The organism is Aliigemmobacter aestuarii, from assembly GCF_004799285.1.
In the GTDB taxonomy this organism is placed as follows: Bacteria; Pseudomonadota; Alphaproteobacteria; order Rhodobacterales; family Rhodobacteraceae; genus Aliigemmobacter; species Aliigemmobacter aestuarii.
The window spans coordinates 1,183,569-1,209,390 of sequence record NZ_SSND01000001.1 but is presented as its reverse complement, the minus strand read 5'-3'; the positions used below and the strand labels follow the sequence as shown (position 1 = coordinate 1,209,390).

Sequence of the window (25,822 nt, the reverse complement as noted above, 5' to 3'; positions counted from 1 at the left end):
TCTAAAAGGAAAAAAGAGATGCAAGGACAGACCATCCGCATCCGGCTGAAAGCCTTCGATTACCGCGTCCTGGATGCCAGCACGCAGGAAATCGTGAACACGGCGAAGCGGACCGGCGCGCAGGTGCGCGGCCCGATCCCGCTGCCGAACAAGATCGAGAAGTTCACGGTTCTCCGTGGTCCGCACATCGACAAGAAGTCGCGCGACCAGTGGGAAATCCGGACGCACAAGCGTCTTCTCGACATCGTGGACCCGACCCCGCAGACCGTGGACGCGCTGATGAAGCTCGACCTCGCGGCCGGCGTGGACGTCGAGATCAAAGTGTAAGGGGGCATGACGATGCGCTCTGGAGTTATCGCAAAGAAGCTGGGGATGACCCGGCTGTTCCTGGAAGACGGCAAGCAGGTTCCTGTGACCGTTCTTCAACTGGACAACCTGCAGGTCGTGGCGCAGCGCACCGCTGACAAGGATGGCTACACCGCCGTCCAGCTCGGCGCGGGCAATGCCAAGGCCAAACGGACTTCGGCCGCGCAGCGTGGCCACTTCGCCAAGGCGAATGTGGAACCGAAGCGCAAGATCGCCGAATTCCGCGTCAGCCCGGACAACCTGATCGACGTCGGTGCCGAAATCACCGCCGATCACTATCTGGCGGGCCAGTTCGTGGACATCGCCGGCACCTCGATCGGTAAAGGCTTTGCCGGTGCGATGAAGCGGCACAACTTCGGTGGTCTGCGCGCCTCGCACGGTGTGTCGATCAGCCACCGTTCGCACGGTTCGACTGGTCAGTGCCAGGATCCCGGCAAGGTGTTCAAGGGCAAGAAGATGGCCGGCCATCTGGGTGCCGTGCGCGTGACCACGCAGAACCTGCAGGTCGTCCGCACCGACGCCGAACGCGGCCTGATCCTCGTGAAGGGCGCCGTGCCCGGATCGAAGGGTGGCTGGGTCACCATCAAGGACGCGGTGAAGAAGCCCGCGCTGAAGGACGCGCCGCGCCCGGCCGCGATCCGTTCGGCTGCTGCGCCCGTCGCCGCCGAAGCGCCCGCTGAAGGGGGTGAAGCATGAAACTCGACGTGATCAAGCTGGACGGCAAGAAGGCCGGTTCGATCGATCTTGACGACGCGCTGTTCGGGCTCGAGCCGCGCGCCGACATCCTGCACCGCGTTGTCCGCTGGCAGCGCGCCAAGGCGCAGGCAGGGACCCACTCGGTTCTGGGCAAGTCGGACGTCAGCTATTCGACCAAGAAGATCTACCGCCAGAAAGGCACCGGTGGCGCCCGCCACGGGTCCCGCAAGGCGCCGATCTTCCGTCATGGTGGTGTCTACAAGGGCCCGACGCCCCGCAGCCACGCCCATGACCTGCCCAAGAAGTTCCGCGCCCTGGGTCTGCGGCACGCGCTTTCGGCCAAGGCCAAGGCGGGTGAACTGGTGATCCTGGACGCCGCCACCATGGCCGAGGCCAAGACCTCGGCGCTGGTGAAGGCCGCCAAGGAACTGGGCTGGAAGCGCGTCCTGATCATCGATGGCGCTTCGGTGGACGAAAACTTCGCCAAGGCGGCGCGCAACGTCGAAGGTATCGACGTGCTGCCGTCGATCGGCGCCAACGTCTATGACATCCTGCGTCGTGACCACCTGGTGATCACGAAGGCCGGTGTCGAAGCTCTGGAGGCTCGTCTGAAATGAGCGTGAAACCCGAACATTACGACGTGATCAAGAAGCCGATCATCACCGAAAAGGCTACCATGGCCTCGGAAAACGGTGCGGTCGTGTTTCAGGTCGACATGGACGCGACCAAGCCGCAGATCAAGGAAGCGGTCGAGGCTGTGTTCGGCGTCAAGGTGAAGGCGGTGAACACCGTCGTCACCAAGGGCAAGACCAAGCGTTTCCGCGGCCGCCCCGGCGTCCGTTCGGACAAGAAGAAGGCCTATGTGACCCTCGAGGAGGGGAACACTATCGACGTGGCGTCGGGCCTCTGATAGAAGCCCAGCGAATCTCGCGGCCCCGGGTTTCCGGGGCCGTGGGTTTTATGAATCGGGGATCTTCGGAGCCCTATAACCCCGGGTCAGGCCCTACCTGACCCTCAAGCTGACGGAAGACAGAAAGCATGGCACTGAAGTCGTATAAGCCGACGACGCCTGGCCAGCGTGGGCTGGTTCTGATCGACCGTTCGGAGCTTTGGAAAGGCCGTCCGGTCAAAGCCCTCACCGAGGGTTTGACGAAGACCGGTGGCCGGAACAATACCGGACGCGTCACGATGTGGCACAAGGGCGGTGGGGCAAAGCGCCTCTATCGCGTGGTGGATTTCAAGCGCAACAAGTTCGACATGGCCGCGACGGTCGAGCGGATCGAATACGATCCCAACCGGACGGCCTTCATTGCGCTGGTCAAGTATGAAGACGGCGAGCTGGCCTATATCCTGGCGCCTCAGCGTCTGGCCGTGGGCGACAGCGTGATCGCCGGCGCCAAGACCGACGTGAAGCCGGGCAACGCTATGCCCTTCTCGGGCATGCCGATCGGCACGATCGTGCACAACGTCGAACTGAAGCCCGGCAAGGGCGGTCAGCTGGCGCGCGCCGCGGGCACCTATGCCCAGTTCGTCGGTCGCGATGGCGGCTACGCGCAGATCCGTCTGTCCTCGGGCGAACTGCGGATGGTGCGTCAGGAATGCATGGCCACCGTCGGTGCCGTGTCGAACCCCGACAACTCGAACCAGAACTACGGCAAGGCCGGCCGCATGCGCCACAAGGGCGTTCGCCCGACGGTGCGCGGTGTTGCCATGAACCCGATCGATCACCCGCACGGCGGCGGCGAAGGCCGCACTTCGGGCGGCCGCCATCCGGTCACGCCGTGGGGCAAGGGCACCAAGGGCAACCGGACCCGCTCGAACAAGCAGACGGACAAGTACATCGTCCGCTCGCGCCACGCGAAGAAGAAGGGTCGCTAATCCATGTCTCGTTCTGTCTGGAAGGGGCCTTTCGTTGATGCCTACGTGCTCAAGAAGGCCGAGAAAGCCCGGGAATCGGGCAAAAGCGATGTGATCAAGATCTGGTCGCGCCGCTCCACCATCCTGCCGCAATTCGTGGGCCTGACCTTCGGCGTCTACAACGGCAAGAAGCACATCCCGGTGAACGTCACCGAAGAGATGATCGGCCAGAAGTTCGGTGAATATTCGCCGACGCGGACCTACTACGGTCACGCCGCCGACAAGAAAGCCAAGAGGAAGTAAGCGTCATGGGTAAGGAAAAGAATCCGCGCCGCGTGGCCGACAACGAAGCAATGGCGAAATCGCGCATGCTTCGCACCTCGCCGCAGAAGCTGAACCTCGTCGCCGGCCTGATCCGCGGCAAGAAGGTCGACAAGGCGATCGCCGACCTGACCTTCTCGAAGAAGCGGATCGCGCAGGACGTGCTGAAGTGCCTGCAGTCGGCCGTGGCCAACGCCGAGAACAACCACGGGCTGGACGTCGACGAACTGATCGTCGCCGAGGCCTGGTGCGGCAAGAACCTGGTGATGAAGCGGGGCCGTCCGCGCGCCCGTGGCCGGTTCGGCAAGATCATGAAGCCGTTCTCGGAAATCACCATCAAGGTGCGTCAGAAAGGGGAGACTGCGTAATGGGTCAGAAGGTAAACCCCATCGGGATGCGCCTGCAGGTGAACCGCACCTGGGACAGCCGCTGGTTCGCTGAATCGAAGGACTACGGCAATCTTCTTCTGGAAGACCTGCGCATGCGCGAGTTCATCCATGAAGAGGCCAAGCAGGCCGGTGTCAGCCGCGTGATCATCGAACGCCCCCACAAGAAGTGCCGTGTGACCATTCACACCGCGCGTCCGGGTGTGATCATCGGCAAGAAGGGCGCCGACATCGAAACGCTGCGCAAGAAGCTGTCGGCGTTCACCGCGTCGGAACTGCACCTGAACATCGTCGAAGTGCGCAAGCCCGAGCTTGACGCCCAACTGGTGGCCGAGTCGATCGCCCAGCAGATGGAGCGCCGCGTGTCCTTCCGTCGCGCCATGAAGCGTGGCGTGCAGAACGCGATGCGCATGGGCGCCCTGGGTATCCGGGTGAACGTGTCGGGCCGTCTGGGCGGCGCGGAAATCGCGCGCACCGAATGGTACCGCGAAGGCCGCGTGCCGCTGCACACGCTGCGCGCCGACATCGACTATGCGCTGTCCGAGGCGGAAACGCCCTACGGCATCATCGGCGTGAAGGTCTGGATCTTCAAAGGCGAAATCCTTGAGCACGATCCTCAGGCCCGTGACCGCCGCGCTGCCGAAGCTCAGGACGGTGCTGCACCCCGCGGCCCGCGCCGCGAGCGCGCGTAAGGGAGTAGAAGACAATGCTGCAACCGAAACGGACAAAGTTCCGCAAACAGCACAAGGGCCGTATCCACGGCGAGGCGAAGGGCGGCTTCCTGCTGAACTTCGGGTCCTTCGCGCTGAAGGCCACTGAACCCGAGCGCGTCACCGCGCGGCAGATCGAAGCGGCCCGCCGCGCGATTACCCGCCACATGAAGCGTCAGGGCCGGGTCTGGATCCGCGTGTTCCCCGATGTGCCGGTGTCGTCGAAGCCGACCGAAGTGCGTATGGGTAAGGGCAAGGGTTCGGTCGATTACTGGGCCTGCAAGGTCAAGCCGGGCCGCATCATGTTCGAGATCGACGGCGTGTCCGAAGTGATCGCGCGTGAAGCCCTGCGCCTTGGCGCGATGAAGCTTCCGGTCACGACCCGCGTCGTTGCCCGCGAAGACTGGTAAGGATTTCGGGGCCATCCCCCGGATCAGGAAAACCCCCGCCGGGAACGGCGGGGGTTTTTGATTTCAGTGCAGAACCGTGGGCGGTTCCGGCGAAAGACGCATTTCCCGACATTTCGCTTGCCCTTCCCGCCCCCCTCCTGTAGAGGGACGCATCCTGCGGTTCCGGGGCGACTCGGAATCGCCGGTTTTCATTGATCCACCAGGTCAAAGGTGACCCTGCGCCAAACTCGGGGGCCCTCTGGTGATGTCGAAAGGAACACAGGCGATGGACGCCAAGGAACTCCGGGGCAAGACCCCCGATCAGCTGCGCGATCAGCTCGTTCAGCTGAAGAAGGAAGCCTTCAACCTGCGCTTCCAGCAGGCCACCGGCCAGCTTGAGAACACGGCCCGCATGCGCGCCGTCAAGAAGGACGTGGCTCGCATCAAGACCGTTCTGAACCAGAAGGCCGCCGAAGCGGCTGCGTCGAACTGAGGAGCACGCACATGCCCAAACGCATCCTGCAAGGCACCGTGACGAGCGACAAGAACGACCAGACCATCACCGTTCTGGTGGAACGCCGCTTCAAGCACCCGTTGCTGCAAAAGACCGTTCGTAAGTCCAAGAAATACCGGGCGCACGACGCGGAAAACAAATTCAAGGTCGGTGACACCGTTCGCATCGAAGAGTGCGCGCCGATTTCGAAGACCAAACGCTGGACGGTCGTTGTCGAGGCCTGAGGCCTGACGACCGTCTTTCGTCAATCGAAACCCTGGGGCGATCAGCTGCATGAGCGTCCCCAAAGGTCGGGAGAAACCGAATGATCCAGATGCAGACCAATCTGGATGTTGCTGATAACTCCGGCGCACGCCGAGTTCAGTGCATCAAGGTTCTGGGCGGCTCGCATCGCCGCTATGCCTCTGTGGGCGACATCATCGTGGTGTCGGTCAAGGAGGCGATTCCGAAAGGCCGTGTGAAGAAGGGTGACGTCCGCAAGGCCGTTGTCGTCCGCACCGCCAAGGAAGTTCGCCGTGAAGACGGCACCTCCATCCGCTTCGACCGCAACGCCGCCGTCATCCTGAACAACCAAGGCGAACCGGTCGGCACCCGTATCTTCGGGCCGGTCGTGCGCGAGCTGCGTGCCAAGAACTTCATGAAGATCATCTCGCTGGCTCCGGAGGTGCTCTGACATGGCTGCGAAGCTGAAAAAAGGCGACACCGTCGTCGTGCTCACCGGCAAGGACAAGGGCAAGCAGGGCGAAATCACCGCCGTCATGCCCAAGGAAAACAAGGCGATCGTCGATGGCGTGAACGTTGCCATCCGTCACACCAAGCAGTCCGCGGCAAGCCAGGGCGGCCGCCTGCCCAAGGCGATGCCGATCGACCTGTCGAACCTCGCCATCGTTGACAAGAACGGCAAGGCCACTCGCGTCGGCTTCCGCATGGAAGGCGACAAGAAGGTGCGTTACGCCAAATCGACCGGGGAGGCGATCTGATGCTGGACGCAGCCACCTACACCCCGCGCATGAAGGCCCAGTACAAGGCCAAGATCCGCGCGGCGATGAAAGAAGAGTTCGCCTACAAGAACGACATGCAGATCCCGCGTCTGGACAAGATCGTCCTGAACATGGGCGTCGGCGAAGCGGTCAAGGACACCAAGAAGGTGAAGCAGGCCGCCGAGGAACTGTCGCAGATCGCCGGCCAGAAGGCCGTGATCACCAAGGCCAAGAAGTCGATCGCCGGTTTCCGTGTCCGCGAGGAAATGCCGCTTGGCTGCAAGGTCACGCTGCGCGGCGACCGTATGTATGAATTCCTTGACCGCCTGATCACCATCGCGCTGCCGCGCGTTCGTGACTTCCGCGGCGTGAAGGGAAATTCGTTCGACGGCCGTGGCAACTATGCGATGGGCCTGAAGGAACACATCGTGTTCCCCGAGATCAACTTCGACAAGGTCGATGAAGTGCTCGGGATGGACATCATCATCTGCACCACCGCGAAGACCGACGCGGAAGCCAAGGCGCTGTTGAAGCATTTCAACATGCCCTTCACCAGCTGATCGCGGGAGGACAAGGACTTATGGCTAAGAAATCCATGATCGAACGCGAGAAGAAGCGGGCGCACCTCGTGAAGGTGTACGCTTCCAAGCGCGCCGCGCTGAAGGACATCGCGCGGAACCAGGACCTGCCGATGGAAGAGCGCTTCAAGGCCCAGCTCAAGCTGGCCGGCCTGCCGCGCAACTCGTCCGCAACCCGGCTGCACAACCGCTGCCAGCTGACGGGCCGTCCGCACGCCTATTATCGCAAGCTCAAGCTCAGCCGCATCATGCTGCGTGAACTGGCCTCGTTCGGCCAGATCCCGGGCATGGTGAAGTCGAGCTGGTAAGGAGGAACGGCAAATGTCGATGAACGATCCTCTCGGCGATATGCTGACCCGCATCCGCAATGCGCAGATGCGTGGCAAGTCGACCGTGACCACCCCCGCCTCGAAACTGCGCGCCTGGGTTCTGGATGTGCTGGCTGACGAAGGCTACATCCGCGGCTATGAGCGCGTGGCAACCGGCAATGGCCAGGGCGACCTGGTGATCAGCCTGAAGTACTTCGAAGGCACCCCGGTCATCCGTGAACTCAAGCGCGTCTCCAAGCCGGGCCGCCGCGTGTACATGGGTGTCAAGGACATCCCGTCCGTGCGCAACGGTCTGGGCGTCTCCATCGTCTCCACGCCGAAAGGCGTGATGTCGGATGCAGCTGCACGTTCCGCCAATGTTGGCGGCGAAGTGCTCTGCACCGTATTCTAAGGAGGTGTAGATGTCTCGTATTGGGAAAAAACCCGTCGCCCTGCCGAAAGGCGTGTCGGCCCAGATCTCCGGTCAGTCGATCGAGGTGAAGGGTCCGAAGGGCACCCGCAGCTTTACCGCGACCGATGACGTGACGCTGACCATGGAAGAGGGCACCGTCAAGGTGACCCCGCGCGGCACTTCTAAGCGCGCCCGCCAGCAGTGGGGTATGGCCCGCTCGATGGTGGAGAACCTGGTCATCGGCGTGACCGACGGTTTCAAGAAGGAACTGGAAATCCAGGGCGTCGGTTTCCGTGCCGCCGTGGCCGGTAACATCCTGAAACTGTCGCTGGGCTACAGCCACGAAGTGAATTTCGAAGTGCCGAAGGGGGTCACCGTGACCGCGCCGAAGCCGACCGAAATCATCGTCGAGGGCATCGACCAGCAGCAGGTCGGTCAGGTCGCAGCGAACATCCGCGAGTGGCGTCGTCCCGAGCCCTACAAGGGCAAGGGCATCCGCTACAAGGATGAGTACATCTTCCGCAAGGAAGGCAAGAAGAAGTAAGGGGCGCAAAAATGGCGAACAACAAACGAGAGCTGTTCCTCAAGCGCCGCCTGCGCGTACGGAACAAGATCAAGTCCATGGCCAACGGGCGTGCGCGCCTGTCGGTCCACCGTTCCTCGAAGAACATCAGCGTTCAGCTGATCGACGACGTGCGCGGTGTCACGATTGCGGCGGCCTCGACCCTGGAAAAGGATCTGGGCTTCGTCGGCAAGAACAACCTCGAAGCGGCGGCGAAGGTGGGTGCCACCATCGCCGAGCGCGCGAAGAAGGCCGGCGTCGAAGAATGCTACTTCGACCGCGGTGGTTTCCTCTTTCACGGGAAGATCAAGGCTTTGGCCGACGCTGCCCGTGAAGGCGGCCTGAAGTTCTAAGGAGACGATCATGGCAGAACGTGAAAACCGCCGGGAACGCCGCTCGGAAGCGCGCGAGGAAACCCCGGAATTCGCCGATCGTCTGGTGGCGATCAACCGCGTGTCCAAGACCGTGAAGGGTGGCAAGCGCTTTGGCTTTGCCGCACTCGTGGTGGTGGGCGACCAGCGCGGCCGCGTCGGCTTTGGCAAAGGCAAGGCCAAGGAAGTGCCGGAGGCGATCCGCAAGGCAACGGAACAGGCCAAGCGCCAGATGATCCGCGTGCCGCTGAAGGATGCGCGCACCCTGCACCACGACATCGAAGGCCGCCATGGCGCGGGCAAGGTCGTGATGCGGACCGCCGTCGCCGGTACCGGCATCATCGCGGGCGGCCCGATGCGCGCCGTCTTCGAAATGCTGGGCATCCAGGACGTCGTGGCCAAGTCGCTGGGGTCGCAGAACCCCTACAACATGATCCGCGCCACCATCGACGGCCTCAAGAAGGAAGCCAGCCCCCGCAACGTCGCCTCGCGTCGTGGCAAGAAGGTGGCTGACATCCTCAAGAAGCCCGAAGCCGAAACCGTGGAGGCCTGATCATGGCTGCGAAGAAAACCATCGTCGTGAAGCAGGTCCGCTCGGCGGCCCGCCGTCCGGCCGTTCAGACCGCGGTCCTCAAGGGCCTGGGCCTGAACAAGATGAACCGCACCCGGGAACTAGAAGACACGCCGTCGATCCGCGGCATGGTCAACAAGATCCCGCACCTCGTGCAGATCATCGAAGAGCGCGGCTGATCCTTCGGCCCCGTCGAAAACACCGAACGCCCTGCGGCAACGCGGGGCGTTCTGCGTTTCAACCCGCGCGTTTGCAGCGTGACGCAGGGGCGCATCGGGTCTAGTCTGCCGGCATTGACCAGAAGGAAACCCGCCATGATCGTCCGTTCGCTTGCCTCTGTCATCGGAACCGCCGCCCATGTGAAGGGTGCGGCCTTTGAAAGCCGCCGCATCCTGCTGGCCGCCGACAGGCTGGGCTATTCGCTGCATGACACGATCTGCCGGGAAGGCAGCGAACAGCGGCTGGAATACAAGAACCACGTCGAGACGAACTATGTGATCGAAGGCGAGGGCGAGGTTGAGAATGCCCTGACCGGCGAGGTGTTCCCGCTTGGCCCCGGCACCGTCTATGTGCTTGACCGGCACGAGCCGCACATCCTGCGCGCGCGGAAGGGCGACATGCGGATCATCTGCGTCTTCACGCCCGCACTGACCGGGCGCGAGGTGCATGATGAAAGCGGCAGCTACCCTGCGGCAGACTGACGGCGCCCATCCTGCGCGACCCCCGCGCGCTGACTGGCAGGGACTGTCATCCTTGCCAAGCCGTCCCACAGGCACTATACGCCCCCGGTGGCCGTTGGTGGCCACGGGAATCAACAAGAAATGCCGTGTTGTCCCCATCCGTCGCAGGTAGGGACCTTCCGGCCAAGGAGTATGCGACATGAAACTGAATGAACTGCGCGACAACGAAGGCGCGGCCCGCAAGAAAAAGCGCGTTGCGCGCGGCCCGGGTTCGGGCAAGGGCAAGACCGCCGGTCGCGGTATCAAGGGCCAGAAATCGCGTTCGGGCGTGGCTCTGGGTGGCTACGAAGGCGGCCAGATGCCGCTTTATCGCCGCCTGCCGAAGCGCGGCTTCTCGAAGCCCAACCGGCTGGAATACGCCGTCATCAACCTTGGCCTGATCGAAAAGTTCATCGGTCTGGGCAAGCTCGACGCCAAGGGCGAGATCACCGAGGACGCGCTGGTCGCGGCCGGCCTGACCTCGAATAAGCGCGACGGCATCCGCATCCTGAACAAGGGCGAGATCAAGTCGAAGGTCAACCTCGTCGTGACGGGCGCTTCGGCTGCCGCTGTCGAGGCCGTGAAGGCCGCCGGTGGCACGCTGACCGTCAAGGCGGCGGCCGCTGCTGAATAATTGGTTGTGAGCAGTCACAGGACCGCTTACATCACAGCACAGGTTTTCCCGCGCCGCCGACCGGAAACCGGTTCGGCGGCGCACGCATGAAAGAGCACCGGAACATGGCATCCGCAGCAGAGCAAATGGCCGCGAACCTCTCGTGGGGGGCGTTCGGCAAGGCGACCGATCTTCGTCAACGCATCTTCTTCACCCTCGGTCTGCTGATCGTCTACCGGATCGGCACCTACATCCCGGTACCCGGGATCGACGGCGCGGCCCTGCGTGAGTTCATGTCGGACGTGCAGGCGGGCCTTGGTGGCATCCTCAACATGTTCACCGGGGGCGCGATCAGCCGGATGGGGATCTTCGCACTGGGGATCATGCCCTATATCTCGGCCTCGATCATCGTGCAGCTTCTGTCGGCCATGGTGCCGTCGCTGGAACAGCTGAAGAAAGAGGGCGAACAGGGCCGCAAGAAGCTGAACCAATACACCCGGTACGGCACGGTCGCGCTGGCCACGTTCCAGGCCTGGGGCATCGCCATGAGCCTTGAGGCCGGCGAACTGGCGCATGATCCGGGCATGTTCTTCCGCATCGCCTGCGTCATCACGCTTGTCGGCGGGACGATGTTCCTGATGTGGCTGGGCGAACAGATCACCGCGCGGGGCATCGGCAACGGCATCTCGCTGATCATCTTCGTCGGCATCGTGGCCGAGATTCCTGCTGCGCTGGCGCAATTCTTCAGCCAGGGCCGTTCGGGCGCGCTGTCGCCCGCCGTGATCATCGGCGTCCTGGTGATGGTGGTCGTGGTGATCGCCTTTGTCGTCTTCATGGAACGCGCCCTGCGCAAGATCCACATCCAGTATCCCCGGCGCCAGGTCGGGATGAAGATCTATGACGGCGGCTCGTCGCACCTGCCGATCAAGGTGAACCCCTCGGGCGTGATCCCGGCGATCTTTGCCTCGTCGCTCTTGCTGCTGCCGGTCACGATCTCGACCTTCTCGGGCAACCAGACCGGGCCGATCATGTCGACGATCCTTGCCTATTTCGGCCCGGGGCAGCCGCTTTATCTGGCGTTCTATGCCGGCATGATCGTGTTCTTCGCGTATTTCTACACCGCGAACGTGGCCTTCAAGGTCGAGGACGTGGCCGAGAACCTGAAGAACCAGAACGGTTTCGTGCCCGGCATCCGCCCCGGCAAGAAGACCGAGGAATATCTTGAATACGTCGTCAACCGCATCCTCGTATTCGGGTCGCTCTATCTGGTGGCGGTCTGCCTCCTGCCCGAGATCCTGCGCAACCAACTGGCCATCCCGTTCTACTTCGGCGGTACCTCGGTGCTGATCGTGGTTTCGGTGACGATGGACACGATCAACCAGGTCCAGTCGCACCTTCTGGCGCATCAGTACGAAGGCCTGATCGAAAAGTCGCAGCTGCGCGGCAAGAAACGCACGGGCAACCGCAGCCCGATCCGTCGCTGACGGGTCCGGGCGATGGGGAAGAACATCATCCTTCTGGGCCCGCCCGGCGCGGGCAAGGGCACGCAGGCCAAGCGTCTGGTTGACGAACGCGCGATGGTGCAGCTCTCAACCGGCGACATGCTGCGCGAGGCGATGACCAGCGGCACCGAGATGGGCCGCCGCGTCGCGGACGTGATGGAAAAGGGCCAACTGGTGACGGACGAGATCGTCATCGGCCTGATCGAGGAACGGCTGACCGGCCCGGCGGGCGGCGGCTTCATCTTCGACGGGTTCCCCCGGACGCTGAAACAGGCCGATGCCCTTGGCGCCCTGATGGCGCGCCTGGGGCAGACGCTGGACGCGGTGATCGAGATGCAGGTGGATGATGCCGCCCTCGTCCGCCGGATCACCGGACGCTACACCTGCGGCACCTGCGGCGCGGTCTATCATGACGAGACGAAACCGACGCAGGTCGCAGGCACATGCGATGTCTGCGGCGGGCACGAGATGAAGCGGCGCGCCGACGACAACGAAGAGGCGCTGAAGACCCGCCTCATGGAATACTACAAGAAGACCTCGCCCCTGATCGGCTATTACTATGCCAAGGGGCAGCTTCGATCCGTGGACGGGCTGGCCGAGATGGATGCGGTCGCGGACAGCATCGCCAAGGTTCTTGACAAGTCGTGACTTTGGCGTTCCGGGCCTTGACGCCCCGTTGAAAACCCCATAAGTCACGGCGTCCCGACAGCGAATCTGCTTGGTCCGGGTCATCCCGCATTGGGAACATCGCCGGTCAGGGCCACGCGCCCCGGCCAGTTGTGAAAAAAGGTTCTGGCGCTACGGAACCGCAACAGAAAAGGATACACGCGTGGCACGTATTGCTGGCGTCAACATTCCGACCGGAAAACGCGTTCCGATCGCCCTCACCTACATCCACGGCATCGGCCCCCACTTCGCCGAACAGATCTGCGAAGCCCTCAGCATCGACCGCGCCCGCCGCGTGAACGAACTGTCGGATTCCGAAGTGCTGTCGATCCGCGAATACATCGACGCCAACTTCACCGTCGAAGGCGACCTGCGTCGCGAAGTCGGCATGAACATCAAGCGTCTGATGGACCTCGGCTGCTATCGTGGCCTGCGTCACCGCAAGAACCTGCCCGTGCGCGGCCAGCGCACCCACACCAACGCCCGCACCCGCAAGGGCCCGGCGAAGCCGATCGCCGGCAAGAAGAAGTAAGGGGAGGCAGGACCAATGGCTCGCGATACCAAAGCCGCAGCGCGCACCAAGCGCAAGGAACGCAAGAACATCGCCGCTGGTGTGGCGCATGTGAACTCGTCGTTCAACAACACCAAGATCCTGATCTCGGACGTTCAGGGCAACGCCATCTCGTGGTCGTCGGCCGGCACGATGGGCTTCAAGGGCTCGCGCAAGTCGACGCCCTACGCCGCTCAGATGGCTGCCGAGGACGCCGGGCGCAAGGCGCAGGAACATGGCGTGAAGACGCTGGAAGTCGAAGTGCAGGGCCCCGGTTCGGGCCGTGAATCGGCGCTGCGCGCGCTGGCTGCCATCGGCTTCAACATCACGTCGATCCGCGATGTTACGCCGCTGGCGCACAACGGCTGCCGCCCGCCCAAGCGTCGCCGCGTCTGATCGCTGGTTTTCCGGTCGGGCCGCGCGTTCCGCGCGGCCCGATCACGTTATTTGATGATCCTCGGGCGTCCGCCGCTAATGGACATGGGCTGCGGACAAGAATGGAGGCACTCGCATGATCCACAAGAACTGGCAGGAACTTATCAAGCCGACGCAGCTCGTCGTGAAGCCGGGGCCGGATGCCTCGCGCACCGCGACCGTCATCGCCGAACCGCTTGAGCGGGGCTTCGGCCTGACCCTGGGCAACGCGCTGCGCCGCGTCCTGATGTCCTCGCTGCAGGGTGGTGCGATCACCAGCGTGCAGATCGACAACGTCCTGCACGAATTCTCGTCGGTAGCCGGTGTCCGTGAGGATGTGACCGACATCGTCCTGAACCTCAAGGGCGTGGCGATCAAGATGGAAGTCGAGGGGCCGAAGCGCCTTTCGATCTCGGCCAAGGGGCCGGGCGTCGTGACCGCGGGCGACATTTCGGAATCCAACGGCATCGAGATCCTGAACAAGGATCACGTGATCTGCCACCTGGACGAGGGCGCCGACCTGTACATGGAACTGACCGTGAATACGGGCAAGGGCTATGTCTCGGCCGACAAGAACAAGCCCGAGGATGCCCCGATCGGCCTGATCGCCATCGACGCGATCTTCTCGCCGGTCAAGAAGGTCAGCTACGAAGTGCAGCCCACCCGCGAGGGGCAGGTGCTGGACTATGACAAGCTGACGATGAAGGTGGAAACCAACGGTGCGCTGACGCCCGAGGACGCCGTGGCCTATGCCGCGCGCATCCTTCAGGATCAGCTGGCCGTTTTCGTGAACTTCGAAGAGCCGGAATCGGCATCGAAGCAGGAGATGGACACCGGACTGGAGTTCAACCCGCTTCTGCTGAAGAAGGTGGACGAACTGGAACTGTCGGTCCGCTCGGCCAACTGCCTGAAGAACGACAACATCGTCTACATAGGCGATCTGATCCAGAAGACCGAGGCCGAGATGCTGCGCACCCCGAACTTCGGCCGCAAGTCGCTGAACGAGATCAAGGAAGTGCTTTCGGGCATGGGCCTGCACCTCGGCATGGATGTCGAAGACTGGCCGCCGGAAAACATCGAGGATCTGGCCAAGCGTTTCGAAGATCACTTCTGATCGACGAACGGGAAAATGCCCGGATCTGCCGGGGACCACATGGGCGCAAGCCCCAAGGCGAGCGGGCCTGCAACGCACAGGCCCGCCTCTGACAAAGCAAAAGAGACGTAAGGAGAAAACACATGCGTCACGCCCGTGGCTATCGCCGCCTGAACCGCACCCACGAACACCGCAAGGCGCTGTTCGCCAACATGGCCGGCTCGCTGATCGAGCATGAGCAGATCAAGACGACCCTGCCCAAGGCCAAGGAACTGCGCCCGATCATCGAAAAGCTGATCACGCTGGCCAAGCGGGGCGATCTGCACGCCCGCCGCCAGGCGGCTGCCCAGCTGAAGCAGGACATGCATGTCGCACGCCTGTTCGAAGTGCTCGGCCCCCGCTACAAGGAACGCAACGGCGGCTACGTTCGCGTCCTGAAGGCCGGTTTCCGCTATGGCGACATGGCGCCGATGGCGATCATCGAATTCGTTGACCGTGACACTTCTGCCAAGGGTGCGGCCGACCACGCCCGCGCCGCGGCCGAGGAAGCCACCGAGGAATAATCGGAAAAACCCAGTGAAAACTGGTGAAAGGCCCGCCCTCGGCGGGCCTTTTTCATGGCCGGAAAACCACATTAAGAGACAAAATTAACCCATTGTTAACCATCAAATATCGTCTTGCTTGATTCAATGGTGGATCGTTTCCAAAACCCAACATATTCTCCGAAGAGAATCGCTGACCGTCGAAGATACATGTCCGTAAAGTTTGGAATAGATCTGGAACTGCATCAGCTGACGCTTCTGGCGCCGGCCGGTTACTATCTGGGTCTGCACATCCGCTTCACTTCGCCGCTTGTGACGTTCAGCACCTACGACCAGAACTGGACCGACCATTATACCGAACACGGTTACGCCATGCGTGACCCGATGGTCGCCTGGGGGTTTTCGACCATCGGTGCCACCCGGTGGAGTGAGATGGCCATCCCCGATACCTTCGGCATCCTTCGGGAGGCCGCGGAACACGGGTTGGTGTATGGTGCCGCGGTGGCATGCGGCCCGGTATCCTCGCGCACCATTGCCGGCATGGCCCGGTCGGATCGCGAGTTTGCAGATGATGAGGTAAGGCGTTTCCAGGATATCGTCCTGCGGCTGCACGAAATCACGCAGCCGCCGGAAAGTCTGACGGAAGCGCAGATCGAAGCCCTGCGGCTGATTGCGGCAGGAGATCGCCATGCGGCAGCTGCGGCCAAGCTCAGCATTTCGGAAAGCGCGCTCAAGGCGCGGCTGAACTCGGCTCGCATCAGGCTCCTGGCTCGGACTACGGCTGAAGCCATTCAGCGGGCGAAAGACTATCGCCTGATCTAGTCCGTCTCCTGTCGACGCGGGGTTTCCGGAATAACGAATGACTTAGCCGGAGACGACAAAATGCAGACGACCACGCTCTCTTTTGCCAACATGCACAACCATGGCGAGTTGTTGGCAAACTTGTTTCGTGCACGGCGGCAATCGTTCATCGTCCAGAACGGCTGGGACCTTCCCGAGGCAGACGGGATGGAATACGACCAGTACGACACCCCGGCCAGCCGCTGGATCGCGGTGCACGACGGGCTTGAAATCCTTGCCGGCATCCGCCTGACGCCCACGACCACGCGCTGTGGCATCTATTCCTACATGATCCGCGATGCGCAGCGCGGCCTGCTGGAATCGATCCCGCGGGACCTGATCGACTTCGAGGCGCCCGTTGATCCGCATATCTGGGAATCGAGCCGGGTGTTCGTGTCGCATACCACGCCGATGAAGATCCGCCGCATGGTGCATGCCCATCTGATCATGGAGATGACCAAGGCCGCGCGCGATCTGGGCGCGACCCGCGTCATCGGCATCATCCCGGCCAACTGGCCTCGTTGGGCCTCGCGCTGCAACCTCGACATCGAACCGGCCGGGCGCATCCTGACCTTCGAAGGCTATGAAAGCCAGGCCGTCTGGGTGAATCTGGCGGAAAAGCTGCACTGACGCGGGGCCAGACCGGCTTGCGGTTCCTGCGCTGCGGTTCCATATCGCAGGGCGAACCCTACATCGCAGCGAGGCACGGATGGCAACCGCACGCGGCCTTCTTGGCACCCTGATTCTCGTGGCACTTTCGGTGGCTGCGCCCCTTCGGGCCGAAACCGTCGTGCCGTCTTCCCAATCGCAGATCACCCTGTCCTTCACGCCGGTGGTCAAGGCGGCCGCACCGGCGGTGGTGAATATCTATGCCACCGTCGTGGTGCAGCGCCGGCAAAGCATGTTCGCCGCCGATCCCTTCTTCGACCAGCTTTTCCGCGACTTCGGGCAGGTCACGCCGCAAATCGAGAATTCGCTGGGATCGGGCGTGATCGTGTCGCCCGACGGGCTTGTGGTGTCGAACCACCATGTCGTCGGCCAGGCGACCGAAATCCGAGTGGTCCTGAACGATGGCCGCGAATATCTGGCCGATGTCCTGCTGGCCGATCAGCAAAGCGATCTGGCCGTCCTGCAGCTTCAGGGGGCCGAGGACCTGCCCGCGCTTCCCTTCCGCAATTCCGACGAGGTCGAGGTGGGCGAACTGGTGCTGGCGATCGGCAACCCCTTCGGCCTTGGCCAGACCGTGAGTTCGGGGATCGTGTCGGGGCTGGCGCGGTCGGTCGCGTCGGTCGGCGACGGGCGCGGCTATTTCCTTCAGACCGACGCCGCCATCAACCCCGGCAATTCGGGCGGCGCGCTGGTCGACATGGCGGGCCGTCTGGTGGGCATCAACACGGCGATCCTGACCCGTTCTGGCGGATCGAACGGAATCGGCTTTGCGATTCCGGCCAATCTGGTGGCCAGCGTCGTCGATCAGGCCAAGGCCGGGGAAACCCGGTTCCGCAGGCCCTGGGCCGGCGTCACCGGGCAAGAGGTGGATGCGGGCCTTGCCGAGGCCCTTGGCCTTGACCGTCCCGAAGGCGTGATCCTGCACAGCCTGCACCCCGCAAGCCCCTTTGCCGCGGCGGGAATGGTGGCGGGCGACGTGATCCTGTCTTTGGGCGGGCAGATGACGAACAGTCCGCAAGAGGTGATCTTCCGCATGTCCGCCGCGGGCATCGGATCCGAACTGCAGGTGATCTACCTGCGCGACGGCACCCGTCGCGAGGCCGCGGTGCGGCTGATCGCGCCGCCCGAGGATCCCCCGCGCGAGGCCGTGACGATCACCGGCGAAAACTGGTTCCGGGGGCTGTCGGTCGCGCGGATCAACCCCGCCGTGCAGGCCGAGATGGACCTGCCTCCATCTTCCGAAGGGGTGGTGGTGACGGATGTGCAGGATCTGGCCGCGCGCACGGGCCTGCGTCCCGGCGACATCCTTCTGGCCATCGCCGATCAGCCGATCCTGACGACCGCCGATGTGGCGCGCGCCACGCAATCCACGCAACGCTTCTGGCGCGTTGATATCTTGCGCGGGGGCCAGCGCATCGGCATGCGATTCCGCCTGTGAGGGGTCGCGGCGGCCATTGCGCAAGGCCCGAACCCGCGTCACAGTCGGCCCATGCCTGACCTGTTCGATACAGCCCCCCAGCCTGCCCATGCAGAAGGCCCGCGGCCCCTTGCCGACAGGCTGCGCCCGCGCACGCTGGCCGAGGTCATCGGGCAGGAAAAGGTGCTGTCGCCCGAAGGCCCGCTGGGCGCGATGCTGGTCGCCGGAAGCCTGTCGTCGCTGATCCTCTGGGGGCCGCCGGGCGTGGGCAAGACGACGATCGCCCGGCTTCTGGCCGCTGAAACCGATCTGGCCTTCGTTCAGATTTCGGCGATCTTCACTGGTGTTCCGGATCTGCGCAAAGTGTTCGAGGCCGCGAAGCTGCGCCGCCAGAACGGGCAGGGCACGCTTCTGTTCGTGGACGAGATCCACCGGTTCAACAAGGCGCAGCAGGACGGCTTCCTGCCGCATATGGAAGACGGCACGATCCTTCTGGTCGGCGCCACCACCGAGAACCCGTCATTCGAACTGAACGCCGCGCTTCTGTCACGGTCGCAGGTGATCGTTCTGGAACGTCTGTCGCTGGCCGATCTGGAACGGCTGGCGCAACGGGCGGAAAAGGAACTGGGCCGGACGCTGCCGTTGAATGGCGAGGCGCGCGAGGCGATGCTGGAAATGGCCGATGGCGATGGCCGTGCGCTTCTCAACCTTGTGGAACAGGTCGCCTCGTGGAAGCTGGCGCATCCTCTGACGCGGGATCAGCTGGCCCAGCGTCTGATGCGGCGGGCGGCGAAATACGACAAGTCGGGCGACGAACATTACAACCTCATCTCGGCGCTGCACAAATCGGTGCGCGGCTCCGATCCGGACGCGGCGCTCTACTGGTTCGCGCGGATGCTGGAAGGGGGCGAGGATCCGCGCTTTCTGGCGCGTCGCCTGACCCGGATGGCGGTCGAGGATATCGGCCTCGCCGACCCGCAGGCGCAGGAAGTCTGCCTTCAGGGCTGGCAGACCTACGAACGCCTTGGCAGCCCCGAAGGCGAACTTGCGCTTGCGCAGGCGGTGGTCTATCTGGCGCTGGCGCCGAAGTCGAACGCGGCCTATGTGGCCTACAAGGCGGCGCGAGCGGCCGCGCGCGACACCGGCAGCCTGATGCCGCCCAAGCATATCCTGAACGCGCCGACGCGGATGATGAAGGATCAGGGCTATGGTTCGGGCTATGCCTATGACCACGATGCCGAGGATGGCTTTTCGGGGCAGGACTATTTCCCCGAAGGCATGCGCCGCCCGGTCTATTACACGCCCCCCGAACGCGGCTTCGAGCGCGAGCTGAAAAAGCGCGTGGATTATTTCGCCCGGCTCCGCAGCAAACGGCAGGTCGGCTGACCCGATCTTCTGCGAAGATCGGGAAGGGCGATTTTTCGCAGAAAAATCGGTTTGCCGGCGGCAGGTGTTGACAATGCGGTGCGGGCAAAGGATTGCAGGCGGATGATCCTTACGCTGTCACAGGTTGCCCTTGGGGGGGCTCTCGGCGCATCGCTGCGCCATCTGGCCAATGTCGCCGCACGGCACTGGCTTGGCGCGGGGTTCCCCTACGGCACGATGATCGTGAACGTGCTGGGATCGTTTCTGATGGGCGTTCTGGTCGTGGCTCTGGTGCAGAAGGGTGGCACGAAGGCCACACCCTTTCTGATGACCGGGGTTCTGGGCGGCTTCACCACCTTTTCGGCCTTCTCACTGGACGCGATCACCCTGTGGGAGCGGGGTCAGGTCATGGCGGCGGGGGCCTATGTCCTGCTGTCGGTCCTTCTTTCGCTTGCGGCCATTGCCGCCGGCCTGATCGTGGCGAGGCAGATGCTATGAGCGGTGTGAAACTTCTGACCGTTTCCGAGGACGAGGGCGAACAGCGCCTTGACCGCTGGTTCAAGCGGCGCTTTCCCCATGTCACCCAAGGCGCGGTGGAAAAGATGTGCCGCACCGGGCAGGTGCGGGTAGACGGCGCGCGGGCGAAGGCATCCGACCGGGTCGGCCCCGGGCAGGTGATCCGCGTACCGCCCCTGCCGTCGGTCGATGCGCCCTCGCGGCCGCGGCCCGACGGGGTCAGCCCCGCCGATGCGCGCATGATCCAGAATGCGGTGATCTTCAGGGACGAACACATCATCGTGCTGAACAAGCCGCCGGGGCTGCCCTCGCAGGGCGGGTCGGGGCAGGGGGACCGCCACGTGGACGGCCTGACCGAGGCGCTGAAGTTCGGCTACAAGGACCGGCCCAAGCTTGTGCACCGTCTGGACAAGGACACGTCGGGCGTTCTGGTGCTGGCGCGCACAGACCGTGTCGCGCGTGCCCTGTCCGAGGCGTTCCGCCACCGCAACACGCGCAAGATCTATTGGGCCGTCGTCGCCGGTGTGCCGCAGCCCAAGATGGGCAGCATCAAATACGCGCTGATGAAGGCGCCGGGGCACGGGCGCGGCGGCGAGGGCGAAAAGATGATCTGCATCCACCCGGCGAAGGTGGCAGACCATCCCGAAGCCAAGCGCGCGCAGACCGATTTCTTCACTCTGTGGTTCCTGGGCAACCGGCTGTCCTGGATGGCGCTGGAACCCGTCACCGGGCGCACCCACCAGCTTCGCGCCCATATGGCGGAGCTGGGTCACCCGATCATCGGTGACGGCAAGTACGGCGGCTCCAGCGCCGAGAATGCGGGCGACGGTTGGGGCGCACAAATCGGCGGCGAGATCAGCCGCAAGCTGCATCTGCACGCCCGCCAGTTGACCATAGAACACCCGATCACCAAGAAGCTGTTGACCTTCGTCGCCCCCTTGCCCGATCACATGGCCAAGACCTGGAAGGCCCTCGACTGGAACGAGACGGATGTGCCCGCCGATCCGTTCGGGGACCGTGCGAAATGACCGGCTGGACGGCAAAGCGGTTCTGGAAAACGGCCACGGCCGAGCCCTGCGAGGGCGGGTTCACCGTGCGGCTGGATGGCCGGCCGGTCAAGACCCCGGCGAAGGCGCCGCTTGTGGTGCCGACACGCGCCCTGGCCGAGGCGATCGCCGCCGAATGGAACGCGCAGGACGGTGTCGTGCGCCCCGAAACCATGCCCTGCACCCGCACCGCGAATTCCGCCATCGACAAGGTGCGCGTGCAGTTCGCGGATGTGGCCGGGATGATCGCGGCCTATGGCGCCAGTGATCTTCTGTGCTATCGCGCCGAGGAACCCGAAGGCCTTGTCATCCGCCAGAAGACCGGCTGGGACCCGTTGCTGGATTGGGCGCACGATACCCAGAACGCCCCGCTGAAAACGGGCATCGGCGTCATACCGGTGCCGCAGGACGCTGCCAGCCTCGACGCCCTTGCACAGCGCGTGCGGTCGACCACGGCCTTCGAACTGGCCGCGCTGCACGATCTGGTGGCGATCTCAGGATCGCTTGTCCTTGGGCTGGCGGTGATCGACGGGCGGCTGTCGGCGGAAGAGGCCTGGACCCTGTCGCGGATCGACGAGACCTGGCAGGCCGAACTTTGGGGCGAGGACGAGGAAGCCGCCGAATCCGCCGCCCGCAAAAGGGCCGATCTGCTTCATGCGGCACGATTCTACGGATTGTGTCGGTAACAATCTGTCCAACCCTTCCTATCGCCCAGAAGGAAATTGCGCGCTGCAGGGGCCAAGACCTTATGTTCGCGCTAAATTTCCTTTCTGCCGTCGTGCCTCTTGACCTTTCAAAGCGCTTTGTTTGAAACTGCGCCTCACTGGGGGGCGATCCTTCGCCAGTTTCAGACCCGTGAACGGGAACCAACAAAGAAAACCGCCGCAAATCCGGCGGAAACTCAGGAAGAGGTAAGCATGAAAAAATCCGTATTCCTTGGCACGCTCTCTGCCGCCGCCCTGTCGGCCGGCATCGCTTCGGCGGCGACGCTGGACGATGTGAAGGCCCGCGGCGAGCTGAATTGCGGCGTGACCACCGGTCTGACCGGTTTTGCGGTTCCGGATGCCAACGGCAACTGGACCGGCTTTGACGTTGCAGTGTGCCGCGCGGTCGCGGCCGCCGTTCTGGGCGACCCGGCCAAGGTGAAGTTCGTGCCGACCACCGGTCAGACCCGCTTTACCGCGCTGGCTTCGGGCGAGGTCGACATGCTGGCCCGCAACACCACCTGGACCTTCTCGCGCGACACCGACCTGAAGTTCGATTTCGTCGGCGTGAACTACTATGACGGTCAGGGCTTCATGGTCCGCAAGGATCTGGGCGTTTCGTCGGCCAAGGAACTGGCCGGGGCCACGATCTGCATCCAGACCGGCACCACGACCGAACTGAACCTGGCCGACTACTTCAAGGCCAACAACATGGAATACCAGCCGGTCGCGATCGAGACGAACGCGGAAGGCGAACAGCAGTATCTGGCCGGTGCCTGCGACGCCTACACCACCGACGCTTCGGGTCTCGCCGCCACCCGCGCGGCCTTTGCCGACCCGGAAAACCACATCATCCTGCCGGAAATCATCTCGAAGGAACCGCTGGGCCCGCTGGTCCGTCACGGTGACAACGAGTGGGGCGACATCGTGATGTGGACCCTGAACGCGCTGGTCGCGGCCGAAGAATACGGCATCACCTCGGCCAACCTCGAGGAACAGGCCGCCAATTCGCCGAACCCGGAAGTGAAGCGTCTGCTCGGCTCGTCCGAAGACGATCTGGGCGCGATGATCAAGCTGGACAAGGAATGGGCCAAGCGGGCGATCGCCGCCAGCGGCAACTATGGCGAGATCTTCGCCGCCACCATCGGTGAATCGACCCCGATCGGCCTGGCGCGCGGCCTGAACGCCCAGTGGACCCAGGGCGGCCTGCTGTACAGCCCGCCGTTCCGCTGATCCTTCATCGACCGGAGGGGCGCATCTTGCGCCCCTCTTTCCCTTCTTTCGACCCAGAATAACCGAACAGAACCCGCGGGGGCGCAACGACGCCATTCCCGCCGCAACGACGGCTCCGCAGGTTCATCACAGGGGGAAAGCGCATGGCAAATGTCCATGACGTGCCGAAAGACACCTTTCGGCTCAGCATGCTTCTTTACGATACCCGCTACCGGTCACTGACGATCCAGGTCGTCATCTTCATGCTGTTCATGGCCGGTATTGCCTGGCTGATCGACAACACCGTCGACAATCTGCGCGCACTGGGGAAGGACCCGGTGTTCGACTACAGCTTCCTTGGCAACCGGGCGGGCTATGACATCAGTCAGCGCCTGATCGAATACACGAACGACAGCACGCATGCCCGTGCGATGCTGGTGGGTCTTCTGAACACCCTCCTCGTGTCGGTCCTGGGCTGCATCGCGGCGACCATTCTTGGGGTGTTTGCCGGGGTGCTGAGGCTTTCGAAAAGCTGGATCGTCGCGCGGCTGATGACCGTCTATGTCGAGGTGACACGGAACGTCCCGCTGCTGTTGTGGATCCTTCTGGTCTATGCGGTCTTTACCGAAGCGATGCCCGCGCCCAATGCCTTCCGTCCGAATGCCGAAGGCGTGGCAGGGGCCTCGATGATCCTGGGTGACAGCGTCGCGATCACGAACCGCTACACCGCTATCCCCAACCCGATGTACGTGCGCGACCTGGGCACGATCAGCCTGGGCATCGTCCACATCAGCGTGAACTTCCTTGTCCTTGTGGCGATCATCGCGGGCAGCATCTGGGCCAACCGGCGCATTCTGGCCCATGCGGCGGCGGTGCAGGAAGCGACGGGTGTCCGCCCCACGACCTGGTGGAAATCGCTTCTGACCCTGTTCGGGCCGGTTGTCGCCTTCCTGTGGTTCATGGGCTTTCATCTGGAATACCCGGAACTGAAGGGGTTCAACTTCGCCGGCGGGATCAATGTCACCAATTCGCTGATGGCTCTGTGGCTGGCGCTGACGCTTTATACCGCGGCCTTCATCGCGGAAATCGTGCGCGCCGGTATCCAGGCCATTTCAAAGGGCCAGACCGAGGCGGCCTTTGCCCTTGGCCTGCGACCGGGCCGCACCATGAGCCTTGTGATCCTGCCGCAAGCGTTGCGGGTGATCATCCCGCCGCTGATTTCGCAGTATCTGAACCTGACGAAGAATTCGTCGCTGGCGATTGCCGTGGGCTATCTGGACCTGCGCGGCACGCTTGGGGGCATCACCCTGAACCAGACCGGCCGCGAGCTTGAGGCGATCCTTCTGATGGCGGGCATCTACCTGACGATCAGCCTGATCATCTCGGGCGCGATGAACGTCTACAACAAGTCCGTCAAGCTGAAGGAGCGCTGAGATGAACAATCAGGTCTCCTATGTCCGCACCCAGATGCTGGCCCAGCAACCGCCCCCCGGGCGCGAGATGGGCGCGGTCAAGTGGATGCGCGAAAACCTGTTCGCGGGGCCGATCAACTCGGCGCTGACGATCCTGGGCGCTGCGGCCGTCGTCTGGCTCATCGCCTCCGCCTGGCCCTGGCTTGCCGCCTCGGTCTGGAATGCCTCGACCCTTTCGGAGTGTCGCGAGATCATCGCCGCCTCCTGGGGCGAGGGGCATCACGGCGCCTGCTGGGCCGTCATCAAGGACCGCTGGCAGCAATACGCCTTCGGTTTCTACCCCTCTGACCTGTACTGGCGCGCGATCCTTGCGCTGGGGCTTCTCTTCTTTGCCCTGACGCCGGTCCTGTTCGCCGCGAATCGCCGGGTTGCCAACCGGGTGATGGGGGTCGTCTCCCTTGTCGTGCTGGCCTTCGTGACGGTGGCCGAATTCCGGCTGATCGACCCGGCCGACGCCGCCGCGCACAGCATCTGGGCCGCGATCCTGACAGTGACGCTGGTGCTGGCCGTTCTTTGGGCGGTCCACATCTTTGCACCGTCAAAGCTGATCTGGTTCACGGCGATCTATCCGGGCCTTGGCTTCTGGCTGCTTTGGGGCGGCTCCGTCTGGTTGCCCGTGGTGGCGCTGGCGGGTTTCGTGATCGGCTGGCTTGCCTTCCGCGCCGCGCAACCCTTCGGCGGCCCGGCACAGCTTGTCGCGATGCTGCTCGTGCCGGTGCTGTGGTGGATCTATGGCGCGGGCGTTGCGGCGGATGTCCTGAACCGGATCATCCCCTTCTCGATCGAGGCGGTGGGTTCGGACAAGTTCGGCGGTTTCGTGCTGGCGATCACCATCGGTGTGGCGGGCATCGCGCTGTCGCTGCCCTTCGGCATCGTGCTGGCGCTGGGGCGGCAATCCAACATGTTCCTCGTCAAGGCGCTGTCGGTCTGCTTCATCGAATTCATCCGTGGCGTTCCGCTGATCACCCTGCTGTTCACGGCCTCGCTGCTGCTGAACTACTTCCTGCCGCCGGGGACAAACTTCGATATCATCCTGCGGGTGATCATCATGGTCACGCTTTTTGCCGCGGCCTATATCGCCGAGGTGATCCGGGGTGGCCTTGCCGCGCTGCCGCGGGGCCAGTACGAGGCCGCGGATGCGCTTGGGCTGGATTACTGGAAGGCGCAGCGCCTGATCATCCTGCCGCAGGCGCTTAAGATCTCGATCCCCGGGATCGTGTCGACCTTCATCGGGATGTTCAAGGACACCACGCTGGTGGTCTTCGTCGGCCTTCTCGATCCGCTGAAAGGCATCACCGACATCGTGCGTGCGTCGACCGACTGGAAGGGCATCTATTGGGAGCCCTACATCTTCGTCGCCGCCATCTTCTTCATCTTCAACTTCAGCATGTCCCGCTACGCCATGTACCTGGAACGCAAGCTGAAGACGGACCACCGTTAAGGAGCCCGGGAAATGACCGA

At 63.4% G+C, this 25,822-nt stretch carries 38 protein-coding genes; all 38 read left to right on the top strand.

Features of this window, described 5'->3' with window-relative positions:
* Positions 1 to 18 precede the first annotated feature (18 nt).
* A complete protein-coding gene (gene rpsJ / locus E7811_RS05910) occupies positions 19 to 327 on the top strand; it encodes a 30S ribosomal protein S10 (RefSeq protein WP_023666234.1) in 309 nt (102 codons plus the stop codon).
* Positions 328 to 339: 12 nt separating this feature from the next.
* Positions 340 to 1,062, top strand: a complete 723-nt coding sequence (gene rplC, locus E7811_RS05905) for a 50S ribosomal protein L3 (RefSeq protein WP_136393614.1) — start codon at positions 340 to 342, stop codon at positions 1,060 to 1,062.
* Positions 1,059 to 1,679: a 50S ribosomal protein L4 gene (gene rplD, locus E7811_RS05900; RefSeq protein ID WP_136393613.1), complete on the top strand. Its 621-nt coding sequence runs from the start codon at positions 1,059 to 1,061 to the stop codon at positions 1,677 to 1,679. Before rplC ends, rplD begins: the two co-directional genes overlap by 4 nt.
* Positions 1,676 to 1,972: a 50S ribosomal protein L23 gene (locus E7811_RS05895; RefSeq protein ID WP_136393612.1), complete on the top strand. Its 297-nt coding sequence runs from the start codon at positions 1,676 to 1,678 to the stop codon at positions 1,970 to 1,972. The genes rplD and E7811_RS05895 overlap by 4 nt, the downstream gene beginning before the upstream one ends.
* Before the next feature lie 128 nt (positions 1,973 to 2,100).
* Complete coding sequence (rplB, locus tag E7811_RS05890) at positions 2,101 to 2,940, top strand: 50S ribosomal protein L2 (protein ID WP_136393611.1); 840 nt, start codon at positions 2,101 to 2,103, stop codon at positions 2,938 to 2,940.
* Positions 2,941 to 2,943: 3 nt separating this feature from the next.
* Complete coding sequence (gene rpsS, locus E7811_RS05885) at positions 2,944 to 3,222, top strand: 30S ribosomal protein S19 (protein WP_136393610.1); 279 nt, start codon at positions 2,944 to 2,946, stop codon at positions 3,220 to 3,222.
* Positions 3,223 to 3,227: 5 nt separating this feature from the next.
* A complete protein-coding gene (gene rplV, locus E7811_RS05880; RefSeq protein ID WP_136393609.1) occupies positions 3,228 to 3,608 on the top strand; it encodes a 50S ribosomal protein L22 in 381 nt (126 codons plus the stop codon).
* Positions 3,608 to 4,318 (top strand): 30S ribosomal protein S3, encoded by a 711-nt coding sequence (gene rpsC, locus E7811_RS05875; RefSeq protein WP_136393608.1) that lies wholly within the window; start codon positions 3,608 to 3,610, stop codon positions 4,316 to 4,318. Before rplV ends, rpsC begins: the two co-directional genes overlap by 1 nt.
* A 14-nt stretch (positions 4,319 to 4,332) precedes the next feature.
* Positions 4,333 to 4,746 carry a 50S ribosomal protein L16 gene (gene rplP / locus E7811_RS05870; protein ID WP_136393607.1) on the top strand — a complete coding sequence of 138 codons (414 nt, stop codon included), beginning with the start codon at positions 4,333 to 4,335 and terminating at the stop codon, positions 4,744 to 4,746.
* A 265-nt stretch (positions 4,747 to 5,011) separates the two neighbouring features.
* On the top strand, positions 5,012 to 5,218 hold the full coding sequence (gene rpmC, locus E7811_RS05865; protein WP_136393606.1) for a 50S ribosomal protein L29: 207 nt from the start codon (positions 5,012 to 5,014) through the stop codon (positions 5,216 to 5,218).
* 11 nt (positions 5,219 to 5,229) lie between these two features.
* Entirely contained in the window at positions 5,230 to 5,463 is a 234-nt protein-coding gene (gene rpsQ / locus E7811_RS05860) for a 30S ribosomal protein S17 (protein ID WP_136393605.1), read from the top strand.
* 80 nt (positions 5,464 to 5,543) lie between these two features.
* Positions 5,544 to 5,912 carry a 50S ribosomal protein L14 gene (rplN, locus tag E7811_RS05855; RefSeq protein WP_023666245.1) on the top strand — a complete coding sequence of 123 codons (369 nt, stop codon included), beginning with the start codon at positions 5,544 to 5,546 and terminating at the stop codon, positions 5,910 to 5,912.
* A gap of 1 nt (position 5,913) precedes the next feature.
* Positions 5,914 to 6,219: a 50S ribosomal protein L24 gene (gene rplX, locus E7811_RS05850; protein WP_136393604.1), complete on the top strand. Its 306-nt coding sequence runs from the start codon at positions 5,914 to 5,916 to the stop codon at positions 6,217 to 6,219.
* Complete coding sequence (gene rplE, locus E7811_RS05845) at positions 6,219 to 6,779, top strand: 50S ribosomal protein L5 (RefSeq protein ID WP_136393603.1); 561 nt, start codon at positions 6,219 to 6,221, stop codon at positions 6,777 to 6,779. Before rplX ends, rplE begins: the two co-directional genes overlap by 1 nt.
* Positions 6,780 to 6,799: 20 nt before the next feature.
* On the top strand, positions 6,800 to 7,105 hold the full coding sequence (rpsN, locus tag E7811_RS05840) for a 30S ribosomal protein S14 (protein ID WP_136393602.1): 306 nt from the start codon (positions 6,800 to 6,802) through the stop codon (positions 7,103 to 7,105).
* A gap of 13 nt (positions 7,106 to 7,118) precedes the next feature.
* On the top strand, positions 7,119 to 7,517 hold the full coding sequence (gene rpsH, locus E7811_RS05835; protein WP_136393601.1) for a 30S ribosomal protein S8: 399 nt from the start codon (positions 7,119 to 7,121) through the stop codon (positions 7,515 to 7,517).
* 10 nt (positions 7,518 to 7,527) lie between these two features.
* Positions 7,528 to 8,061 (top strand): 50S ribosomal protein L6, encoded by a 534-nt coding sequence (gene rplF, locus E7811_RS05830; protein ID WP_136393600.1) that lies wholly within the window; start codon positions 7,528 to 7,530, stop codon positions 8,059 to 8,061.
* 11 nt (positions 8,062 to 8,072) lie between these two features.
* Positions 8,073 to 8,432: a 50S ribosomal protein L18 gene (rplR, locus tag E7811_RS05825; protein WP_136393599.1), complete on the top strand. Its 360-nt coding sequence runs from the start codon at positions 8,073 to 8,075 to the stop codon at positions 8,430 to 8,432.
* A gap of 10 nt (positions 8,433 to 8,442) precedes the next feature.
* Positions 8,443 to 9,003, top strand: a complete 561-nt coding sequence (rpsE, locus tag E7811_RS05820; RefSeq protein WP_136393598.1) for a 30S ribosomal protein S5 — start codon at positions 8,443 to 8,445, stop codon at positions 9,001 to 9,003.
* Between the two features lie 2 nt (positions 9,004 to 9,005).
* Positions 9,006 to 9,200, top strand: a complete 195-nt coding sequence (gene rpmD / locus E7811_RS05815) for a 50S ribosomal protein L30 (RefSeq protein ID WP_136393597.1) — start codon at positions 9,006 to 9,008, stop codon at positions 9,198 to 9,200.
* A gap of 135 nt (positions 9,201 to 9,335) precedes the next feature.
* Positions 9,336 to 9,722, top strand: coding sequence for an ectoine synthase (locus tag E7811_RS05810; protein WP_136393596.1), 387 nt, complete (start codon positions 9,336 to 9,338; stop codon positions 9,720 to 9,722).
* Between the two features lie 178 nt (positions 9,723 to 9,900).
* Complete coding sequence (gene rplO / locus E7811_RS05805) at positions 9,901 to 10,374, top strand: 50S ribosomal protein L15 (RefSeq protein ID WP_136393595.1); 474 nt, start codon at positions 9,901 to 9,903, stop codon at positions 10,372 to 10,374.
* Positions 10,375 to 10,478: 104 nt separating this feature from the next.
* Entirely contained in the window at positions 10,479 to 11,837 is a 1,359-nt protein-coding gene (gene secY / locus E7811_RS05800) for a preprotein translocase subunit SecY (protein ID WP_136393594.1), read from the top strand.
* 12 nt (positions 11,838 to 11,849) lie between these two features.
* Positions 11,850 to 12,503: an adenylate kinase gene (locus tag E7811_RS05795; protein ID WP_136393593.1), complete on the top strand. Its 654-nt coding sequence runs from the start codon at positions 11,850 to 11,852 to the stop codon at positions 12,501 to 12,503.
* A 181-nt stretch (positions 12,504 to 12,684) separates the two neighbouring features.
* A complete protein-coding gene (gene rpsM, locus E7811_RS05790; protein WP_136393592.1) occupies positions 12,685 to 13,053 on the top strand; it encodes a 30S ribosomal protein S13 in 369 nt (122 codons plus the stop codon).
* Positions 13,054 to 13,068: 15 nt separating this feature from the next.
* Positions 13,069 to 13,467, top strand: coding sequence for a 30S ribosomal protein S11 (gene rpsK / locus E7811_RS05785; protein WP_136393591.1), 399 nt, complete (start codon positions 13,069 to 13,071; stop codon positions 13,465 to 13,467).
* A gap of 115 nt (positions 13,468 to 13,582) precedes the next feature.
* Positions 13,583 to 14,599: a DNA-directed RNA polymerase subunit alpha gene (locus tag E7811_RS05780; protein WP_136393590.1), complete on the top strand. Its 1,017-nt coding sequence runs from the start codon at positions 13,583 to 13,585 to the stop codon at positions 14,597 to 14,599.
* Positions 14,600 to 14,721: 122 nt separating this feature from the next.
* Positions 14,722 to 15,141, top strand: a complete 420-nt coding sequence (gene rplQ, locus E7811_RS05775) for a 50S ribosomal protein L17 (protein ID WP_136393589.1) — start codon at positions 14,722 to 14,724, stop codon at positions 15,139 to 15,141.
* A gap of 189 nt (positions 15,142 to 15,330) precedes the next feature.
* Positions 15,331 to 15,942, top strand: coding sequence for an autoinducer binding domain-containing protein (locus tag E7811_RS05770; protein ID WP_136393588.1), 612 nt, complete (start codon positions 15,331 to 15,333; stop codon positions 15,940 to 15,942).
* Positions 15,943 to 16,002: 60 nt separating this feature from the next.
* Positions 16,003 to 16,590, top strand: a complete 588-nt coding sequence (locus E7811_RS05765) for an acyl-homoserine-lactone synthase (protein WP_136393587.1) — start codon at positions 16,003 to 16,005, stop codon at positions 16,588 to 16,590.
* A gap of 79 nt (positions 16,591 to 16,669) precedes the next feature.
* Positions 16,670 to 18,067, top strand: coding sequence for a Do family serine endopeptidase (locus tag E7811_RS05760; RefSeq protein WP_136393586.1), 1,398 nt, complete (start codon positions 16,670 to 16,672; stop codon positions 18,065 to 18,067).
* Positions 18,068 to 18,118: 51 nt separating this feature from the next.
* Positions 18,119 to 19,432 (top strand): replication-associated recombination protein A, encoded by a 1,314-nt coding sequence (locus tag E7811_RS05755; protein WP_136393585.1) that lies wholly within the window; start codon positions 18,119 to 18,121, stop codon positions 19,430 to 19,432.
* Positions 19,433 to 19,534: 102 nt separating this feature from the next.
* On the top strand, positions 19,535 to 19,909 hold the full coding sequence (gene crcB / locus E7811_RS05750) for a fluoride efflux transporter CrcB (protein ID WP_136393584.1): 375 nt from the start codon (positions 19,535 to 19,537) through the stop codon (positions 19,907 to 19,909).
* Positions 19,906 to 20,955 carry an RluA family pseudouridine synthase gene (locus E7811_RS05745; RefSeq protein WP_136393583.1) on the top strand — a complete coding sequence of 350 codons (1,050 nt, stop codon included), beginning with the start codon at positions 19,906 to 19,908 and terminating at the stop codon, positions 20,953 to 20,955. The genes crcB and E7811_RS05745 overlap by 4 nt, the downstream gene beginning before the upstream one ends.
* Positions 20,952 to 21,659, top strand: coding sequence for an ATP12 family chaperone protein (locus E7811_RS05740; protein WP_136393582.1), 708 nt, complete (start codon positions 20,952 to 20,954; stop codon positions 21,657 to 21,659). The genes E7811_RS05745 and E7811_RS05740 overlap by 4 nt, the downstream gene beginning before the upstream one ends.
* A gap of 231 nt (positions 21,660 to 21,890) precedes the next feature.
* Positions 21,891 to 22,910 (top strand): amino acid ABC transporter substrate-binding protein, encoded by a 1,020-nt coding sequence (locus tag E7811_RS05735; protein ID WP_136393581.1) that lies wholly within the window; start codon positions 21,891 to 21,893, stop codon positions 22,908 to 22,910.
* 143 nt (positions 22,911 to 23,053) lie between these two features.
* The gene (locus tag E7811_RS05730; protein ID WP_136393580.1) at positions 23,054 to 24,322 is read left to right on the top strand and encodes an amino acid ABC transporter permease; all 1,269 of its coding nucleotides are present in this window, start codon (positions 23,054 to 23,056) and stop codon (positions 24,320 to 24,322) included.
* 1 nt (position 24,323) lies between these two features.
* Positions 24,324 to 25,802, top strand: coding sequence for an amino acid ABC transporter permease (locus tag E7811_RS05725; RefSeq protein WP_246020231.1), 1,479 nt, complete (start codon positions 24,324 to 24,326; stop codon positions 25,800 to 25,802).
* The last annotated feature ends 20 nt before the right edge of the window (positions 25,803 to 25,822 follow it).